At 70.6% G+C, this 17,565-nt stretch carries 22 protein-coding genes; 13 read left to right on the top strand and 9 right to left on the bottom strand.

Going from position 1 to position 17,565, the window contains the following annotated elements; translation table 11 throughout:
* The first annotated feature begins 151 nt into the window (after positions 1–151).
* Positions 152–1,105, top strand: a complete 954-nt coding sequence (locus ACGFWE_RS02845; RefSeq protein WP_352384818.1) for a ribose-phosphate pyrophosphokinase — start codon at positions 152–154, stop codon at positions 1,103–1,105.
* A gap of 25 nt (positions 1,106–1,130) precedes the next feature.
* On the opposite strand, the gene ACGFWE_RS02840 is transcribed toward ACGFWE_RS02845, so the two are convergent.
* Together ACGFWE_RS02840 and ACGFWE_RS02835 are read right to left on the bottom strand one after the other, a co-directional pair.
* Positions 1,131–1,511 carry an anti-sigma factor antagonist gene (locus ACGFWE_RS02840; protein ID WP_352384820.1) on the bottom strand — a complete coding sequence of 127 codons (381 nt, stop codon included), beginning with the start codon at positions 1,509–1,511 and terminating at the stop codon, positions 1,131–1,133.
* A gap of 162 nt (positions 1,512–1,673) precedes the next feature.
* Positions 1,674–2,111: a MarR family transcriptional regulator gene (locus tag ACGFWE_RS02835; protein ID WP_352384822.1), complete on the bottom strand. Its 438-nt coding sequence runs from the start codon at positions 2,109–2,111 to the stop codon at positions 1,674–1,676.
* A 103-nt stretch (positions 2,112–2,214) separates the two neighbouring features.
* On the opposite strand from ACGFWE_RS02835, the gene ACGFWE_RS02830 reads away from it, so the two are divergent.
* Positions 2,215–3,669: an aldehyde dehydrogenase family protein gene (locus tag ACGFWE_RS02830; RefSeq protein WP_352384824.1), complete on the top strand. Its 1,455-nt coding sequence runs from the start codon at positions 2,215–2,217 to the stop codon at positions 3,667–3,669.
* A 22-nt stretch (positions 3,670–3,691) separates the two neighbouring features.
* Positions 3,692–4,798, top strand: a complete 1,107-nt coding sequence (locus tag ACGFWE_RS02825) for an NAD(P)-dependent alcohol dehydrogenase (protein WP_352384826.1) — start codon at positions 3,692–3,694, stop codon at positions 4,796–4,798.
* Between the two features lie 21 nt (positions 4,799–4,819).
* On the opposite strand, the gene ACGFWE_RS02820 is transcribed toward ACGFWE_RS02825, so the two are convergent.
* Positions 4,820–5,770: an NADP-dependent oxidoreductase gene (locus ACGFWE_RS02820; protein WP_352384827.1), complete on the bottom strand. Its 951-nt coding sequence runs from the start codon at positions 5,768–5,770 to the stop codon at positions 4,820–4,822.
* Positions 5,771–5,841: 71 nt separating this feature from the next.
* On the opposite strand from ACGFWE_RS02820, the gene ACGFWE_RS02815 reads away from it, so the two are divergent.
* On the top strand, positions 5,842–6,801 hold the full coding sequence (locus ACGFWE_RS02815; protein ID WP_352384829.1) for a helix-turn-helix domain-containing protein: 960 nt from the start codon (positions 5,842–5,844) through the stop codon (positions 6,799–6,801).
* A 61-nt stretch (positions 6,802–6,862) separates the two neighbouring features.
* Positions 6,863–7,699 carry a hypothetical protein gene (locus tag ACGFWE_RS02810; protein ID WP_393597366.1) on the top strand — a complete coding sequence of 279 codons (837 nt, stop codon included), beginning with the start codon at positions 6,863–6,865 and terminating at the stop codon, positions 7,697–7,699.
* 7 nt (positions 7,700–7,706) lie between these two features.
* Here the strand turns inward: ACGFWE_RS02810 and ACGFWE_RS02805 are convergent, their stop codons facing one another.
* Positions 7,707–8,270 (bottom strand): TetR/AcrR family transcriptional regulator, encoded by a 564-nt coding sequence (locus ACGFWE_RS02805; RefSeq protein WP_352384833.1) that lies wholly within the window; start codon positions 8,268–8,270, stop codon positions 7,707–7,709.
* A complete protein-coding gene (locus ACGFWE_RS02800; RefSeq protein ID WP_352385773.1) occupies positions 8,267–8,629 on the bottom strand; it encodes a DUF1304 domain-containing protein in 363 nt (120 codons plus the stop codon). Before ACGFWE_RS02800 ends, ACGFWE_RS02805 begins: the two co-directional genes overlap by 4 nt.
* 291 nt (positions 8,630–8,920) lie before the next feature.
* On the opposite strand from ACGFWE_RS02800, the gene ACGFWE_RS02795 reads away from it, so the two are divergent.
* Complete coding sequence (locus ACGFWE_RS02795; protein WP_352384835.1) at positions 8,921–9,388, top strand: pyridoxamine 5'-phosphate oxidase family protein; 468 nt, start codon at positions 8,921–8,923, stop codon at positions 9,386–9,388.
* Positions 9,389–9,464: 76 nt separating this feature from the next.
* Positions 9,465–9,857: a VOC family protein gene (locus tag ACGFWE_RS02790; protein WP_393597364.1), complete on the top strand. Its 393-nt coding sequence runs from the start codon at positions 9,465–9,467 to the stop codon at positions 9,855–9,857.
* A gap of 1 nt (position 9,858) precedes the next feature.
* Here the strand turns inward: ACGFWE_RS02790 and ACGFWE_RS02785 are convergent, their stop codons facing one another.
* Both ACGFWE_RS02785 and ACGFWE_RS02780 read right to left on the bottom strand, forming a co-directional pair.
* Positions 9,859–10,155: a DUF4235 domain-containing protein gene (locus ACGFWE_RS02785; protein WP_352384839.1), complete on the bottom strand. Its 297-nt coding sequence runs from the start codon at positions 10,153–10,155 to the stop codon at positions 9,859–9,861.
* A 1-nt stretch (position 10,156) separates the two neighbouring features.
* Positions 10,157–11,194, bottom strand: coding sequence for a glutathione S-transferase family protein (locus ACGFWE_RS02780; RefSeq protein WP_393597362.1), 1,038 nt, complete (start codon positions 11,192–11,194; stop codon positions 10,157–10,159).
* A 92-nt stretch (positions 11,195–11,286) separates the two neighbouring features.
* Between ACGFWE_RS02780 and ACGFWE_RS02775 the strand changes: the two genes are divergently transcribed.
* Positions 11,287–12,258 carry a cation diffusion facilitator family transporter gene (locus ACGFWE_RS02775; protein ID WP_352384843.1) on the top strand — a complete coding sequence of 324 codons (972 nt, stop codon included), beginning with the start codon at positions 11,287–11,289 and terminating at the stop codon, positions 12,256–12,258.
* Positions 12,259–12,319: 61 nt separating this feature from the next.
* Here ACGFWE_RS02775 and ACGFWE_RS02770 read toward each other — a convergent pair whose 3' ends face one another.
* Entirely contained in the window at positions 12,320–12,769 is a 450-nt protein-coding gene (locus tag ACGFWE_RS02770) for a nitroreductase family deazaflavin-dependent oxidoreductase (RefSeq protein ID WP_393597360.1), read from the bottom strand.
* 409 nt (positions 12,770–13,178) lie between these two features.
* On the opposite strand from ACGFWE_RS02770, the gene ACGFWE_RS02765 reads away from it, so the two are divergent.
* Together ACGFWE_RS02765 and ACGFWE_RS02760 are read left to right on the top strand one after the other, a co-directional pair.
* Entirely contained in the window at positions 13,179–14,378 is a 1,200-nt protein-coding gene (locus tag ACGFWE_RS02765; protein WP_393597358.1) for a cytochrome P450, read from the top strand.
* 18 nt (positions 14,379–14,396) lie between these two features.
* The gene (locus ACGFWE_RS02760) at positions 14,397–14,597 is read left to right on the top strand and encodes a ferredoxin (protein ID WP_393598915.1); all 201 of its coding nucleotides are present in this window, start codon (positions 14,397–14,399) and stop codon (positions 14,595–14,597) included.
* Between the two features lie 290 nt (positions 14,598–14,887).
* On the opposite strand, the gene ACGFWE_RS02755 is transcribed toward ACGFWE_RS02760, so the two are convergent.
* Positions 14,888–15,439: a TetR/AcrR family transcriptional regulator gene (locus ACGFWE_RS02755; RefSeq protein WP_393597356.1), complete on the bottom strand. Its 552-nt coding sequence runs from the start codon at positions 15,437–15,439 to the stop codon at positions 14,888–14,890.
* Between the two features lie 103 nt (positions 15,440–15,542).
* On the opposite strand from ACGFWE_RS02755, the gene ACGFWE_RS02750 reads away from it, so the two are divergent.
* From ACGFWE_RS02750 to ACGFWE_RS02740, 3 genes are read left to right on the top strand one after another with little or no spacing between them, the layout of a single operon-like run.
* The gene (locus ACGFWE_RS02750; RefSeq protein ID WP_393597354.1) at positions 15,543–16,001 is read left to right on the top strand and encodes a DUF1348 family protein; all 459 of its coding nucleotides are present in this window, start codon (positions 15,543–15,545) and stop codon (positions 15,999–16,001) included.
* Positions 16,002–16,010: 9 nt separating this feature from the next.
* Entirely contained in the window at positions 16,011–16,553 is a 543-nt protein-coding gene (locus tag ACGFWE_RS02745) for a flavoprotein (RefSeq protein WP_393597352.1), read from the top strand.
* 40 nt (positions 16,554–16,593) lie between these two features.
* Positions 16,594–17,565 carry an aldo/keto reductase gene (locus tag ACGFWE_RS02740; protein ID WP_352384855.1) on the top strand — a complete coding sequence of 324 codons (972 nt, stop codon included), beginning with the start codon at positions 16,594–16,596 and terminating at the stop codon, positions 17,563–17,565.

Raw genomic sequence — 17,565 nt, 5'->3', positions numbered from 1 at the left:
GAGGGATCCTGACATTGAGGGAACTCGGACCTGGCCATGATGGCGTCCGCCGGCCGGGGCACCGCAACCGAATTTCGCCGGCCGGGCGGTCGGCGGGCGGGCCAGTAGCATGAGCCGGGCAACCCGAGATGATCATCATAGGAGCAGGTCCGTGCGAGACATCGCCGTGTTCAGCGGTAGCGCCCACCCCGAGCTGGCGGCGGAGGTCTGCGCGCATCTGGGGGTGCCGCTCAGTCCGACCCGGGTCAGCCGGTTCGCCAACGACTGCCTGGAGGTGCAGCTTCAGGCCAACTGCCGGGAGCGGGACGTCTTCCTCGTCCAGCCGCTGGTCAGGCCGGTCCAGGAGCACCTGGTGGAGCTGCTGCTGATGTGCGACGCGGCCCGTGGTGCCTCCGCGCGCCGGATCACCGTGGTCATGCCGCACTACTCCTACGCCCGCTCCGACAAGAAGGACGCGCCCCGCATCTCACTGGGCGGACGTCTCGTCGCCGATCTGATGGTGTCGGCCGGGGCGAGCCGTGTCCTCGCCATGACCCTGCACTCCCCGCAGGTGCACGGCTTCTTCTCGGTGCCCGTCGACCATCTGCATGCCCTGCGGGAGCTGGCCGCGCACTTCCGGCAGTACGACCTGACCCGCACCACCGTGGTCTCCCCGGACCTCGGCAACGCCAAGGAGGCGGCCGCCTTCGCCCGGCTCATCGGCGCGCAGGTGGCCGCGGGCGCCAAGCAGCGGTTCGCCGACGACCGGGTCAGCATCAGCGACGTCATCGGCGAGGTCGCCGGACGGGACGTGATCGTGCTGGACGACGAGATCGCCAAGGGCAGCACGGTCCTGGAACTGCTCGACAGGCTGCGCGAGCTGGGCCCGCGCTCCATCCGGGTCGCGTGTACGCACGGGCTCTTCGCCGACGGTGCCCTCAAGAGGATCGGCGAGCAGCCCGACGTACTGGAGATCGTGTGCACCAACACCGTGCCGGTCCCCGTCGAGGAACGCACCGACAAGCTGCGGATCCTGTCCATCGCCCCCGCGCTCGCCGAGGCCGTACGGCGCATTCACAACGGTGAGTCCGTCAGCGCCCTGTTCGACTCGCCCCGCAGTGAGTAACCGACGGTCATTGTGCAGCGGACGGTCATAACGTCTCGGACGTCGTCTCGGGCTGGCCCAGGGCCGCGTCCAGCGACGGCAGCGGCGGCAGCAGCCGGGCCAGGCCGGTCACCTTGATGATCCGCAGCGTGAGCGGGTGCGTGCAGACCAGGAGCAGGCTGCCGTGGTTGTCGAGCACGCGCGCGCGGGCCCGGTACAGCAGCCGCAGCCCGGAGCAGTCGAAGAACTCCACGCCACTGAGGTCGATGACGAGCCGCGCGTCGGGCTGCCCCGTGACCTGGTCCAGCTGGGGGAGGAGCTCCACGGTCGCGGCGATGTCGATCTCCCCGCGGAACTCCAGCACGGTGTGACCGCGGTCCTGGTGGATGCGCAGATGCCGGGACGACGGTGCGGGTTCCTGCTGCACGACCACATCGCCTCCAACCGGTGCGTGTCCGGGGGCGCGCTAATCCGTTCCCCGCACTGCAAGTTACCCTCGGTGGAGCGAATTTGAGCATGTTCGATTGACATATGTCTTCGAATTGCGACCGTCGGTTCGCACCGGGTTCACGCGGGGCTCGCGCCCGGCTCACGACAGGGCGTGCCAGGCCCTGGTCAGCGCTTGACGGAATTGCTCGGTCTGGTGCGCGGTGAGGTCCCGCACCATCCGCTCCTCCAGCTCCCGCACGGGACCCTCGTGCTGGGCGAGCAGCGCGCGCCCCTCCTCGGTCAGCAGGATCAGCAGTTCGCGCCGGTTCTTCGGATTGCGCTCCCGGCGCACCAGTCCACGGGTCTCCAGTGAGCGCACCAGATCGGCGATCGACTGGGCGGTGACGAAGGAGTCCCGGGCCAGTTGCGCCGCCGACAGTCCGTCGTGCCGCTCCAGCACCGTGAGGGCCGTGTACTGGAGGGCGGTGATCCCGGAGGGCCTGACCAGGTCGTCCAGATGGGAACGGACGACGAGCTCCACCTGTTTCACCATGTAGAGGAGTGACGGGGGCGCCTTGGTCAGCTGTGTGTCGAGCATGGGTTCAGGCTAGACCATTGACAGGAAACCTGTCTGTAAAGAGACTGCGAACCAACAGGAATCCTGTTTGTTGAAATCTTGGCGACGAAGCTGAGGAGCCGCGATGTCCCCCATCGAGATCGAACCCGGACGGCTGTTTGTGGGCGGCCAGTGGCGTGAGGCCGCCGACGGCGCGCGCACCGAGGTGGTCGACCCGTCCCGGGGCGCGGTCGTCACCACGGTCGCGGAGGCCGGTGCCGCCGACGTGGACGCGGCCGTCCGCGCCGCCCGGGAGGCCTTCGACGACGGCGCCTGGTCCGGCCTCAGCGGTCGCGAGCGGGGCCGGATCCTGCACCGGGTCGCCGAGCTGATCCGCGAGAACGCCGACGAACTCGCCCAGTTGGAGAGCCTGGACGTCGGCAAGCCGATCTCGCTGTGCCACGCGGTGGACGTGACCAACGCGGCCAACGACTACGAACACTTCGCGGCCCTCGCCCACTCCCTGGACGGCTCCGTCCGCAACACCCCCATGAACGCCCTCGCGTACACCAAGCGCGAGCCGCTCGGCGTGGTCGCCGCGATCACCCCGTTCAACTTCCCGCTGATCCTCGCCGGTTCCAAGATCGGCCCCGCGCTCGCCGCCGGCAACACGGTCGTGCACAAGCCGGCCGACGAGACCCCGCTCAGCGCCCTCTACATGGCCGGGCTGTTCCAGCGGGCCGGTGTCCCGGACGGTGTCGTCAACGTGGTCACCGGCGCCGGGCCGGTGGCCGGTGAGGCCCTGCTGCGCCACCGCGGGGTCGACAAGGTCGCCTTCACCGGCTCCACCGCGATCGGCCGGCACGTGGCGGCGACGGCGGGCGAGGCGCTCAAGCCCGTCACCATGGAGCTCGGCGGCAATGCGGCCAACATCGTCTTCGAGGACGCCGACCTGGAGAAGGCGGTCGGCGCGATCATCAAGGCGTTCGTCTTCAACACCGGCCAGTTCTGCATGGGCGGCCCGCGCCTGCTCGTGGCCCGCTCGGTGCACAGCACCCTGCTGGGCATCCTCGCCGACGCCGTGCCCGGCGTGCCGGTCGGCGACCCGCGCGACCCCGGGACCGTCGTCGGTCCGATGGCGGGGGAGAAGCACCTGAAGAAGGTCGAGGAGTACGTCGACCTGGCCCGCAAGGAGGGCGGCCGGATCGTCTGCGGCGGTGAACGCCTCGACCTGGACGGCGGCTACTACTACAAGCCCACCGTGATCGCCGACCTCTCCAACGACTCCCGGGTCGTGCAGGAGGAGATCTTCGGTCCGGTCCTGACCGTGCAGCCCTTCGACACCGAGGACGAGGCCGTCGCCCTCGCCAACTCCACGCCGTACGGCCTGGCTTCGGGCGTCCAGACGACCAACCTGGCCCGTGCGCACCGGGTCGCCGACCGTCTCCAGGCGGGCATCGTCTGGGTCAACGACTGGGCGATGCTCGATCCCGCGGTGCCCTTCGGAGGGGTCAAGGACTCCGGCTACGGCCGCGAGTACGGCCCCGAGGCGCTCGACGCCTACACCAGGGTCAAGTCCGTCGTCGTCTCGCTCGACTGAGCACTACCAAGGAGTTCCCGCGATGTCCCTCACCACCCGTGCCGCGGTCGTCGAGTCCGGCGGCGCACCCTTCACCCTCTCCGACGTCACCCTCGACGAGCCCGGCCCCCGTGAGGCCCTCGTCCGCATGGTCGCCACCGGCCTGTGCCACACCGACCTCGGCGTGGCGAGCGGCGGACTGCCCTTCCCGCTGCCCGGTGTCCTCGGGCACGAGGGCGCCGGGGTCGTCGAGGCGGTCGGCTCGGCCGTCACCGGCGTATCTCCCGGCGACCATGTCGTGCTGTCGTTCACGTCCTGCGGCGACTGCCGCAACTGCGACGGCGGCCACCCCGCCTACTGCGCCACTTGGCTGCCGCTGAACCTCCTCGGCGGCCGCCGGGCCGACGGCACCAGCACCATCAGCCGCGACGGTGAGCCGCTCGGCGGACACTTCTTCGGCCAGTCCTCGTTCGCCGAGCGCGCCCTGGTCGACGAACGCAGCCTCGTCAAGGTCGACCCCGACGTGCCGCTGGAGTCCATCGCCCCGCTCGGCTGCGGTGTCCAGACCGGCGTCGGCGCCGTGTGGAACGTACTGAAGCCGGTCACCGGTGCCACGATCGTCGTGCTCGGCGCCGGAGCGGTGGGTCTGTCCGCGGTCATGGCCGCCGCTCTCACCCCCGCCACGACGATCGTCGCCGTCGACCGGTTCGGCGAACGACTCGCCCTGGCAAAGGAGTTGGGCGCCACCCACACCGTCGACGCCGGCGAGGAGGACCTCGGCGAGGCGCTCGCCGCGATCACCGGCGGGCAGGGCGCGGACGGCATCGTGGAGACCACGGGCAACGTCACCGTCCTGCGCCAGGGCGTCGACGCGCTCGGCGCGCGCGGCACGCTGGTCGTCGTCGGCGCCCCGCCGTTCGGCACCGAGGTCTCCCTGGACGTCAACGGGCTGCTCGGCGGCAAGCGGGTCGTCGGACTCACCCTCGGCGACGCCGAGACGCAGAGCTTCATCCCCGCCCTGGTCCGCCTGGTGAAGGAGGGACGGCTCCCGCTGCACCGCCTGATCAGCACCTATCCGTTCGCGGACATCGACCAGGCGGTACAGGACATGCGCGCCGGCAAGGCGATCAAGCCCGTGCTGACGTTCTGACCGTGCTGACGTTCTGAGAGGTCAGTCGACCACCAGGACCAGCTTCCCGGTGGTACGGCCGGTGTCGCCGAGCCTGTGGGCCTCGGCGGCATCGGCCAACGGGAACGTCCCCGCGATCGTGGCCCGCAGCTCGCCCTTCTCCACCAGGTCCACGATCGCGTTCATCCCGGCGCGGTCCGCGTCGACGAGCATCCGCACGGCCCTGACACCGAGCCGCTCGGCCTCTTCGGTGAACTCGTCCGAGCCGACCGGCAGGATCGACACCACGACCCCGCCCGGCCGCAGCACCCGCAGCGAACGCACGGACGTCTCGCCGCCCAGCGTGTCCAGCACGACGTCGACGTCCTTCACCGCCTCGGCGAAGTCCGTCTCCCGGTAGTCGATCACCTCGTCCGCGCCCAGTTCGCGCAGGAAGTCGTGCTTGCCCGCGCTCGCCGTACCGATCACGTGCGCTCCCCGCGCCTTGGCGATCTGCACGGCCACATGACCCACCCCGCCGGCCGCCGCGTGGATCAACACCCGCTGTCCGGGCCGCAGTTCGGCGTTCTCGACCAGCGCCTGCCACGCGGTCAGCGACACGAGGGGCAGCGCGCCCGCCTGGGTGTGGTCGATCGACGCCGGCTTGTGCGTGAGGGCCCGCACCGGCGCGATCACGTACTCCGCGTGCGAACCGTGGCCCCACGGGTACGGCAGCATGCCGAACACCTCGTCGCCGGGCTTGAAGGTGGCGACCCCGATGCCGACCGCCTCGACGACGCCGGAGACGTCCCAGCCGAGGGCGAACGGCGGCTCGCCGAGGAAACCGCCGGTGGCGCGGTGCTTCCAGTCGGTCGGGTTCAGACCGGCCGCCCGCACCCGGACCAGTACCTGGTTGGGCCGCGGCTCGGGGCGTTCGACCTCGATCTCCTTGAGGACCTCGGGACCGCCGAGTGTGTCCTGGCTGATGGCTCGCATGGTGTTCACAGTGCTCATGGTCGTCCAGCCTGCCCGGCTGCGCCCGTCCGGGAAATGGCATGATTGCCAAGCTTCGATAGGATCGTGCCATGCGACATGTGGAGCGGACCGAGCGGGTCGTGGTGCTGGCCCTGGACGGCGTGTACCCCTTCGAGCTGGGCATCCCCAGCCGGATCCTCGGCGCCGCCGACGGCCGGTACGAGGTGCTGACCTGCACGGTCGACGGCCGACCGGTGCGCACCAACGCCGACTTCACCATCGGCGTCGAGCACGGGCCGCAGATCCTGGCGACCGCCGACACCGTGGTGATCACCCCCGTCTCGCCGGAGCGGATGCCCGCCGAGCTCCCGGAGGAGGTGCGTGAGGCCCTCGCGTACGTCCGCCCCGACGCCCGGATCGTCTCCATCTGCACCGGTGCCTTCGTCCTCGCCGCGGCCGGTCTCCTGGAAGGCCGCCGGGCGACGACCCACTGGCAGCTCGCGGACCTGTTCCGGATCAGGTACCCGCACGTCGACCTCGACCCCGACGTCCTCTTCGTCGACGACGGCCGCATCCTCACCTCGGCCGGGGCCGCCTCCGGCGTGGACGTCTGCCTGCACCTCGTCCGCAAGGACCACGGCAGCGAACTCGCCAACACCGTCGCCCGCCGCTGTGTGGTCCCGCCGTTCCGGGACGGCGGTCAGGCCCAGTACATCGAGCAGCCGGTCCCGGAGCAGGGCGCCGCGAGCACGGCCGGGACCCGCGCCTGGGCGCTGGAACGCCTCGACGAGCCCCTGACCCTGGGCGACCTGGCCGTCCACGCCCGGATGAGCCTGCGCACCTTCGCCCGCCGCTTCAACGACGAGGTGGGCATGAGCCCCGGCCGCTGGCTCATCCAGCAGCGCGTCGCACGGGCCCGGCACCTCCTGGAGTCCAGCGATCTGTCGGTCGACCGGATCGCCGGCCGCGTGGGCTTCGCCACGGGCGCGTCCCTGCGTCAGCACCTGCACGCGGCGATCGGGGTGTCGCCGCAGGTGTACCGGCGCACGTTCCAGACGGCGGCGCGCTGAACGTTCCGGGGCCCCGCTGCGTCGAAGGATCATGAAGGCGGGCGGGGTGCAGGGGGCGGGAATGCGCAGAGGGCTGTGGGCGGTGCTGGCGGCCGTGGCCATGACGGTCGTGGGGTGCGAGTCGGGGGAGGGCGTGGTGGTCGAGGGCACCGCACCGGCCACGCCCTACGACGGGCCGATGGACCTCCCCACGAAGGAACTCGACGAGCACACACAGCAGGCGTTGCGGATCGCCTCAGGGTCCGCGGGCCGGGCGCTGGAGTGTGCTGGGGGCATCTACAACGGCAACGGCCCCGACGGCTGGAGCAGGGACGACGGTGGGGACAGCCCGGAGGAAGGACTGAAGCTGTACTTCGACCTGTTCGACCCGGGCGACCCCCGCACCGGTTATCGCGTCGAGCGCCGGGAGACGGACCGCGTGCTGTACTCCTACGACGTCGACGGCCGGACCAAGGTGGCGGTCGTGGTCGCCAAGGACCAGGAGGACAGGCCCGGTTGGGGCCCGGAGACCAGCGCGTCCTGCGACCCGTCCGAACTCCCGGCCGGCTGGACCGCCTCCCACGGCTACGAGATCTGGACCGACCGCGCGGGCCGCCGGGTGCCGACCACCGAGGTGAGCAGCGGTGCGGGGGACGAGCACTGCGGCTGGCGGCAGGTGCACTTCCTCGATCTCGGCGGGCGGACGTACGGCCGTGATCCGCAGGGCCTGCTCGAACCGGGCATGCTCACCGCGGCCTACGACGGCTCGGTCACCCTGCCGGCGAACGCCCACGACACCGGATACCGGTACGAGGAGCGGGAGTTGTGGCTGACCGGCGACCGCGGAACCGCGTACGTCCGCACACCCGACGGCGTCGAGGCCTGGCCCCTGCTCAAGGAGCGCGTGGCCTGCATGTGAGGCGAGTTCACCGGCTGGCGTGCAGGGCGACCAGCAACTGCCACACCTGGTCGGCGATTTGGGACGTGCTGGCATCGAGCAGGCCGTGCAGCCAGTCGCCGAGGACACCGGCGAAGGTGGCCGCGACCGCGGAGGCGACCAGCGGGGCGTCGGCGGCCCCCGCGAGCTCGCGCTCCCGCAGGCTGTAGGCCCTCAGATCCCGGTGCAGGACCTGGCCGAGCGGTCCGCCGCCGCCCGGGGCGAGCAGGGACCGGTACAGGGCGGCGTGCGGCGCGAGCGAGGCGAAGAACTCCCCGAGCGCGGGCGGCGCGTGCACCGGATCGGGCCGCCCGCGCCAGGCGTGCAGCGCCTCCACGGCATCCCGTACGACATCCGCGCAGGCGTCGACGGCGAGCGCCTCCAGGCCGTCGTAGTGCACGTAGAAGGTGGCCCGGCCGACCCCGGCCCGCCGGACCAGCGCGGCCACGCCGACCTCCTCCAGCGGCCGCTCGGCGCACTCCGCGAGCAGCGCCTCCCGCAGCCGCGCCCGGGTGCGGGCCGCCCGCGGGTCCTCGGGTGCGGGGCGGGTCACTGCGCCACGAGGACGGCGGCCAGGGCGATCGCGCCGGGCAATGCCTGGGCGGCGAGGATCCGGACGTTGGCGGTGACGGCGCCGTACACGCCGGCGACGATCACGCACACGAGGAAGAACACCTGCGCCCGGAACCCCGTCGGATCCCCGGCGACGAGCCCCCACACCAGCCCCGCCGCGAGGAACCCGTTGTAGAGCCCCTGATTGGCGGCCAACGGAGCGGTGGCCCGGGCCATCTCCCGGTCGAACCCGTGGAAGGACATCCCCGGCTTCTTCTGCCACAGGAACATCTCCATCACCAGGATGTACACATGCAGCGCCGCCACCAGGCCGACCAGCACATTCGCCAGGATCTCCATCAGCTTTCCCCACTTCTTGGACAGGTGCCTATTATAGCTGGACACCCGTCCAGGAAGTCTCCCCAGCCCTCGGCCGTGCGGCCGGTGAAGTCGGTCACGCTGAACGGCGGAGGTCGCCGCCTACGCGGCCGACGCCGAGGCGATCCGCTTCTACGAGCGCCGGGGATGCGGGACCCACACCGTGACGCTGCGGCACGCCCTAGGTCGAGAGGCGGAGGTGGAATCCTGCCCGAACGGACACACTGACACGGTCAGTTGATGATCCGGCAGCCAGCAGGAGGACGCACACCGATGGCCGAGCAGTCGCCACGTCCCGCCAAGCAGCGCAAGCAGGACACCCTGTACCGACTTGAGCACGATCAGGACGTCTGGGTCGCCACAGCACCGGACGACGCCTCGGGCGTGCCGTACCTCGTCCCGCTCTCGTTCCTCTGGGACGGCTCCACCCTTCTCCTCGCCACCCCGGCCACCAGCCCCACCGGACGGAACCTGAAGGCGACCGGCAGAGTACGGCTCGGCCTCGGGCCCACCCGGGACGTCGCGATGATCGAAGGGACCGTCGAGACCGTCACCCAGGCCGAGTTGAGCCAGGAGGAGGGGGACCGGTTCGCCGAGCGGACCGGCTTCGACCCCCGACAGCTCACCACGCCCTACCTGTACTTCCGCGTCCGCCCGCGGCGGGTGCAGGCCTGGCGGGAGGAGAACGAGCTCACCGGGCGTGAGCTGATGCGGGACGGACAGTGGCTGGTCGCCGACTGAATCGGCCGTGCCGGGATATCCGCAAGGTAGGGCCGCGGGGCGCCAACACCCCGTGGCCATACCCTTCGGAGGAGACATGGCACTGGTGAAAGCGGGGGTCGTGGTGCTCGACTGTGCCGAGCCCGAGAAGCTCGCCGTGTTCTACAAGGAGCTGCTGGCGGCCGAGCAGACCGACGCGACCGCGAACCGCGTGGAAATCAAGGGAGCCGACGGCTTCCGGCTGGCGTTCCGCCGTGACGTGAACGCCACACCGCCGAGCTGGCCCCGCCCCGAGAACTCCCTCCAGGCCCACATCGACTTCGTGGTGGAGGACCTGGACGCGGTCGAACGCAAGGTGGTGGAGCTCGGCGGGCGTCCGCTGGAGACGAAGGACGTGGCGGGGCCGTTCGAGGAACGCGGCTACGCCGACCCCGCCGGACACTCCTTCACCGTGCGCCTGGTCACCCCGACCGCGCCCAAGCAGGGCTGAGTCAGTCGCGGCCGCCCTTGTCGTCGGCCGGCCAGACCCCGGTGGAGCGTTCGATGGCTGTGGCGCCGGCGCGGTCCACCGCGCTGCGAACCACGGCGAAGATGGCGCCCTGGACCGCCGCAGCCAGCAGGATCTCTCCCCAGCGGCGGTCACGGTCCAGGGCGTCGGGCGCGTTGTCCTCGTGCCGGATGGCCTTCCAGGTCTTCTGGAAGGCCAGTCCCGCCAGCGTTCCGCTCGTCCAGCCGAGTACGAAGCCGAGGGGCTTGTAGGCGAGGGGCAGCTTCTTCTTCTTTGCCACGTCAATCTCCTTGCTCAGTGGTGGGTCGGTGGTGCGCCGGGACCGCCTCGGCCGTCGGCACCGGGCCCGGCGGGGTCCCGTCGCCGAACGGACGGCCGCCGAGCTCCTCACGGTGATGCGGCGTCAGCCAGCCGGCCAGGTCCGGTCCGAGCGGCACGATGCCGGTCGGGTTGATACCGGTGTGCACCTGGTAGTAGTGCCGCTTGATGTGGTCGAAGTCGACGGTGTCGCCGAAGCCCGGCGTCTGGTAGAGGTCGCGGACGTACGCCCACAGCACCTCGTTCTCCGCCAGCTTCCAGCGGTTGCACTTGAAGTGACCGTGGTAGACGGCGTCGAAACGCACCAGTGTGGTGAACAGACGGATGTCCGCCTCGGTGATGGTGTCCCCGACCAGATACCGCTGCCGAGCCAGCCGCGGTGTCAGCAGGTCGAGCCGGCGGAACACGCCAGCGCACGCCTCCTCGTACTCCTCCTGCCGGCTGGCGAAACCCGCCCGGTACACGCCGTTGTTGACGTCCTCGTAGATGTCCGCCATCACCGTGTCGATCTCGTCGCGCAGCGCCCGCGGATACAGATCGGGCGCTCCCTCCCGGTGCAGGGCCGTCCACTCGGTGGCGAGGTCCAGGGTGAGCTGCTGGTAGTCGTTGGTGACGAGCTTCCCGCTGGGAATGTCCACGAGCGCGGGCACACTCACCCCGCCGGGATAGTCACTCTCCCGCTTGTCGTAGGCCTCGCTGAGGTAGTGGATGCCGAGCACCGGGTCGCGGCCGTCCGGGTCCAGGGTGAAACGCCAGCTGCGGTCGTCCTGGATCGGGTCGGTGATCGCCATCGAGAGCGCGTCCTCGAGCCCGAGCAGCCGTCGCGAGATCACCGCCCGGCTCGCCCAGGGGCACGCGCGGCTGACCACCAGGCGGTAGCGGCCGGCCTCCACCGGCCAGCCGTCCCGGCCGTCGGCGGTGACCCGGTCCGCGAAGTGGCTCTTGGACCGTTTGAACGCCTTGTGGCCGTACGCGCTGTTGCCGTCGTCGGCGCTGCCCATGCTTCCTCCTGTCTGACGCCTGTCCTGGACGCGTTCCCCGTTTTCCGGAATCGGCACGGTGTGAGTGCCCGGTAGGCGGGCAGTCGCCGTGGGTGAGCGGGACAACGACGAACGACGAAGCGGACCGGAAAACTCGCGTCACCGTGCTGGTGGCACTCGCGGCGAATCTGGTGATCGCCGTGGCCAAGGCAGTGGGCGGCCTCTTCGCGGGCTCGCCCGCGCTGCTGTCGGAGGCGGCGCACTCCGTCGCGGACAGCCTCAACGAGGTCTTTCTGCTGGCCGCGCTGCGCCGCAGCCGCCGCCCAGCCGACCGGCGCCATCCCTTCGGCTATGGCAAGGAGCGGTTCTTCTGGTCGCTGATCGCGGCGGTCGGGATCTTTGTGATGGGTGGCTGCTTCTCCTTCTTCCAGGGCGTGGAGGCGCTGCGCAACGGCGCCGAGGAGACACTCAGCGGCTATGTGGCCGGTCTGATCGTGCTGGGCGTGGCCCTCCTCGCCGAGGGAGTCTCGCTGCTGCGGGCGCTGCACCAGGTGCACAAGCAGGGCGGGGCCGCGAAGGGCATGCGCGACCCGGCGCTGCGCACGGTCGTCGCCGAGGACGGCACGGCGGTGCTCGGGGTGACGCTGGCCATGATCGGCATGGCGCTGCACATGGTCACCGGGCAGGTGGTGTGGGAGGCGTCCGCCTCACTGGCCATCGGCGTGCTGCTCGTCTACGTGGCCTACCGGCTGGGCCGCGAGGCCAAGGGGCAGCTCATCGGTGAGGCGGCCGACCCGGAGTCCAGTGCCCGCATCCGGGCCGTACTGGACGCGCAGCCCGAGATCGACAGCGTGGAGGCGCTGTTCACCATGAAGATGGGGCTGGACTCGGTCCTGGTGGCCGCCCGGGTCGACCTGGTGCCGGGTCTGGACAGCGAGCGGGTCGAGGAGGTCGCCGTACGCATCAAGCGGTCCGTCTCCCGGACCGTGGCCGAGGCGGACCAGATCTTCCTCGACGTGACCGACCGGCCGGCCGAGGAGGCACGAGAAAGCCCCGCCGCGACGGGGGAACGCGGCGGGGCCTGACGCACGGGTGCCCGGCCGGAGCCGGATCATGCGAAGTGGCTGAAGATTTCTTCGAGGGGGGTCAGTCCCCGTCGACGGGCTCCAGAACGAAGACCGGAATCACCCGGTCCGTCTTCTCCTGGTAGTCGGCGTACGGCGGGTACGCCGCGACGGCCCGCTCCCACCACTCGTCCTTCTCCGCGCCGGTGATCTCGCGGGCGACGAAGTCCCGCTTGACCGCGCCGTCCTGGAGCTCGACATGCGGGTCGGCCTTGACGTTGTGGTACCAGACCGGGTGCTTCGGCGCGCCGCCCAGCGAGGCGACCACCGCGTAACGCCCCTCGTGCTCGACTCGCATCAGCGGCGTCTTGCGGATGCTGCCGCTCTTCGCGCCACGGGTCGTCAGGATGATGACCGGCATCCCCGTGTCCATGAGCGTGTTGCCCTTGGTGCCGCCGGAGCTCTCGTACAGCTCCACCTGCTCACGCACCCACTGGGTCGGGCTGGGCTCGTACTCGCCCTCAAGAGGCATGGTTGTTGTCTCCTCGCTGTGTGCAACGGGGTTCCCGCTCGTGACCTCAACACCGTCCTGAACGGGAATCATCCCCACCGGGTTCCCCGGGAGACCCGACCGGCACTCCCCGTCGGGCCATCGACCTCCTGCGCGTGGGAGGCAGACCGCGTTTCACGGCCACCGGGAAGTGGACCCTCCGAGCTCGGCGTGGCCGGATAGCGAGGTCGGCAGGGGAACCGCGGCAGCCGAAGTTCCACGCCACGGCCGCCCCGCCGCCAACACAGCCCTCCGCCTCCCCGCCCCACGGCGACGATCTCCGGCCAGATCGCCGCCGCCACCGATCTGGCCGAACTTCTCGTCGCCCTATAGATGCCCGGGGCATCTAATGAAGATCTGCACGACGCACCCTTCGTCTGCGAGGTCTTCCATGACGGAAACGGAACCCGTCGCCTTCCCCCAGGACCGGACCTGTCCCTACCACCCGCCCACCGCCTACGACCCGCTGCGCGCCGCCCGCCCGCTGTCCCGGATCACCCTCTTCGACGGCCGTCCGGCCTGGCTGGTCACCGGACACGGCACCGCGCGCGCTCTGCTCGCCGACCCCCGGCTGTCCACCGACCGCACCCGCGACGGTTTCCCCGCGCCCACGGCCCGCTTCGCGGCGGTCAAGAACCGGAGGACCGCGCTGCTGGGCGTCGACGACCCCGAACACCGCGTCCAGCGACGCATGATGGTCCCCGCTTTCACGCTCCGCCGGGCCACCGAACTCCGCCCCCGCATCCAGGAGATCGTCGACGAACGCATCGACGCGATGATCGCCCAGGGGCCGCCCGCCGAACTGGTGAGCGCCTTCGCGCTGCCCGTCCCCTCGACCGTGATCTGCGCCCTGCTCGGCGTTCCCTACACCGACCACGACTTCTTCGAAGGACAGTCCCGGCGCCTGCTGCGCGGCCCCACGGCCGACGACGTCATGGACGCCCGCGACCAACTCGAGGAGTACGTCGACGAACTGATCACCCGTAAACAGAAACAGCCGGAACCCGGCGACGGCGTGCTCGACGGACTCGTCCACCAGCAGCTGCGGGACGGGGAGCTGAACCGTGAGGAACTGATCGCGCTGGCGATCATCCTCCTGGTCGCCGGTCACGAGACGACCGCCAACATGATCTCGCTCGGCACCTTCACCCTCCTCCAACACCCCGACCAGCTGGTCGAGTTGCGCACGGACCCCGCCCTCATCCCCAACGCGGTCGAGGAGCTCATGCGGATGCTGTCGATCGCCGACGGACTGCTGCGGATGGCCCTGGAGGACATCGAGGTGGCCGGGACGAGGATCCGTGCGGGTGAGGGCGTCGTCTTCTCGACCTCGGTCGTCAACCGCGACGAGGACGTCTACGCCGACCCGGACACCCTCGACTGGCACCGGCCCGCCCGGCACCACATCGCGTTCGGCTTCGGCATCCACCAGTGCCTCGGCCAGAACCTGGCCCGCGCCGAACTGGAGATCGCCCTGCGCACCCTCCTCGACCGGCTGCCCACCCTGCGCCTCGCCGCCCCCGCCGAGGAGATCCCCTTCAAGCCCGGCGACACCATCCAGGGGATGCTGGAACTCCCCGTGACCTGGTAAGAGGCTCCGACGATGCGCATGGACATCCACATCGACAAGGACGCATGCATCGGGGCGGGCCAGTGCGCCCTGGCCGCCCCGGGCGTCTTCACCCAGGACGACGACGGCTTCAGCACACTCCTGCCCGGCAGTGAGGACGGTGGCGCCGACCCCATGGTCCGGGAGGCCGCCCGCGCCTGCCCCGTGGCCGCCATCACCGTGTCCCAGACGGTGAGCTGACTCGGCCGAGCGGGCCGGGCCCCAATCCCCTCCGACTTGGCGCGCGCGTCGTACGAGGTGAGCCGTCGGCCCCCGGGTTCTGACGGTGAGTGCGAACAGCGGCCGCCGCCCGAGCGTCCCGCAGCATGACCGGCACCACGTTCGGCAGCCCGGCCGGATCACCGCCCCGCGCGTCGGCCAGGAAGGTCTCCACCAACTGCCGGGGCCGTGGCGCCACCTCGCGCCATGACGGCGATCACCCGGGTGTCCCGCAGCGGGCTCTCGCGGTTCCTGAAGTCGCTGTCGACCGCTCAGCGGCAGTCCAGCAGCAGCCGGGCCGCTTCTCGCGCCTCCGCCGCAGGGCGGGTGCTGTGTGTGATGCCCGCCGTCACCATGGCCCCCTCGGCGAGCAGGAAGAGCGGCCCGGCCAGCGCCGCGGGCCGCCCCGCTGCGGCCACGAGGGAGGTGAGGTAGTCCCCGAACGCCTTCTTGTGCGCCCGGACCTGGGCCGCCACCCGGTCCGAGCTCGCGCCCAATTCACCGTAGGAGTTGATCCACGCGCACCCGCGGAATCCCCCCTCGCCGAACCACTCCTCCAGCCAGTCGAAGACCGCCAGGATCCGTTCCTCAGGAGCCGACCGGAGTTCCACGAACGCGGCCAGCCGACCCCGCCATCGTTCGTCCCGTCGCTCCAGGTAGGCCTCCACCAGCTGTTCCTTCGCCGGGAAGAGCTGGTAGAGCCGCTTGAGCGAGACTCCGGACGCGCCGCGTACGGCGTCCATGCCCACGGACTGGATGCCGCGCCCGTAGAACAGCTCCTCGGCGGCGTCCAGCACCCGCTCACGGGCCACCGAACTGTCCATGGACGACCACTCCTTGACGTGAGAACGAGCGTTCTCCTACGGTAGCAGGCACCCGGAGAACGCCCGTTCTCCGCCTGCCCGGCGCCTCGCCACGGAGGACGACATGACCGACCGCCCGCCCCTGCCGCCCTTCACCCCCCAGAGTGCCGCCCAGAAGGTGCAGGCCGCCGAGGACGCCTGGAACACCCGCGATCCGCAGCGCGTGGCACTCGCCTACTCCGAGGACTCCGTGTGGCGCAACCGCGCCACCTTCGTCACCGGCCGCGCCGAGATCGTCGAGTTCCTCACCGCGAAATGGGCGCGCGAGCGGGAGTATGCGTTGCGCAAGGACCTGTGGGCCTTCGACGGCAACCACATCGCGGTCCGTTTCCAGTACGAGTGCCAGGACACCGAAGGGCAGTGGTGGCGGTCGTACGGCAACGAGCTGTGGGAGTTCGACGAGCACGGGCTGATGACCCGGCGGGAGGCGAGCATCAACGACGTGCCCATCGAGGAGAAGGAGCGCCGGATCCGCGGACCGCGCCCCGAGAGCGAGCGCGGGCTGTCCTTCCCGCTTCAGTAGGGTTCCGGGGTGACCGATCAGGACGAGATACCGCCCTTCTTGTACGTCGTCGTGTGCGCCGCCGGTATCGCGACGGATGTCGGCAGGCTGATCACCGCCGCGCAGGAGCGGGAGTGGCAGGTCGGCGTCATCGCCACCCCGACCGCCATGAACGGTTTCTTCGACGCGGCCGCCGTCGAGGCGGCCACCGGCCACCCGATCCGTTCCGCCTGGCGCCGCCCGGGGGACCCGCGGCCCTTCCCGGACCCGGACGCGGTCGTGGTCGCCCCGGCCACCTTCAACACGATCAACAAGTGGGCGGCCGGCATCGCCGACACCCTCGCTCTGGGCACGCTGTGCGAGGTGGCCGGCCGGGGCATCCCGATCGGCGTCCTGCCCTGTGTCTCCGACGACCTCGCGAGCCACCCCGCCTACCAGGACAGCCTGATCCGGCTGCGCGGGATGGGGGTGCGCTTCGGACACCCCCACCAGGGCACCGGGGGCGAGGTGTTCGGCTGGGAACGGGCGTTGGATCTGGTCGAGCCGGGAAGACGCCGAAGCGCGAAGTCGTAGGCTCCCCTTCGGACCCCTCTCGAAGGCAGGAGCAGCAACGATGCAGTACGTGAAGCTCGGTTCGACGGGCCTGGACGTCTCGCGGATCTGTCTGGGTTGCATGTCCTACGGCCTGCCGGACCGCGGCGTGCACGAGTGGACGCTCGACGAGGAGGCGTCGCGGCCACTGATACGGCAGGCACTGGACGCCGGGATCAACTTCTTCGACACCGCGAACATCTACTCCGACGGCACCAGCGAGGAGATCGTCGGCAAGGCCCTCGCGGACTTCGCGAACCGGGACGAGATCGTGCTCGCGACCAAGGTGCACGGCCGGACGCGGTCCGGACAGAACGCCGCGGGGCTGTCCCGCAAGGCGATCATGACCGAGATCGACCACAGCCTGCGGCGCCTGGGCACCGACTACGTCGACCTGTACCAGATCCACCGCTTCGACCCCCACACCCCCGTCGAGGAGACCATGGAGGCGCTGCACGACCTGGTGAAGGCGGGCAAGGTGCGCTATCTCGGGGCCAGTTCGATGTACGCCTGGCAGTTCTCCAAGATGCAGTACACGGCCGAGCGGCACGGCTGGACCACGTTCGTGTCCATGCAGAACCACTACAACCTCCTCTACCGCGAGGAGGAGCGCGAGATGCTGCCGCTCTGCGCCGACCAGGGTGTCGGCGTCCTGCCGTGGAGCCCGCTGGCCCGTGGCCGCCTGACCCGGGACTGGGGCACGGTCACCGACCGCAGCTCCACCGACGACTTCGGCAGCCGCCTCTACCAGGAGGGCGACCGCACCATCGTCGAGGCGGTCTCCCGCATCGCCGGCGACCGGGGTGTTCCGCGCGCCCAGGTGGCGCTGGCCTGGCTGCTGGCCCAGGACACCGTGGCGGCCCCGATCGTCGGCGCGGGCAAGGCACACCACATCGAGGACGCGGTGGCAGCGGTCGAACTGGAGCTCAGCGACAAGGAGATCGAGGAGCTGGAGGGGCCGTACACCACCCGCCCCATCGTCGGTCACAGCTGA

The sequence above is a fragment of the Streptomyces sp. NPDC048523 genome (assembly GCF_043199815.1).
GTDB lineage: Bacteria > Actinomycetota > Actinomycetes > Streptomycetales > Streptomycetaceae > Streptomyces.
This window is presented reverse-complemented; position numbering and strand designations above follow the sequence as displayed.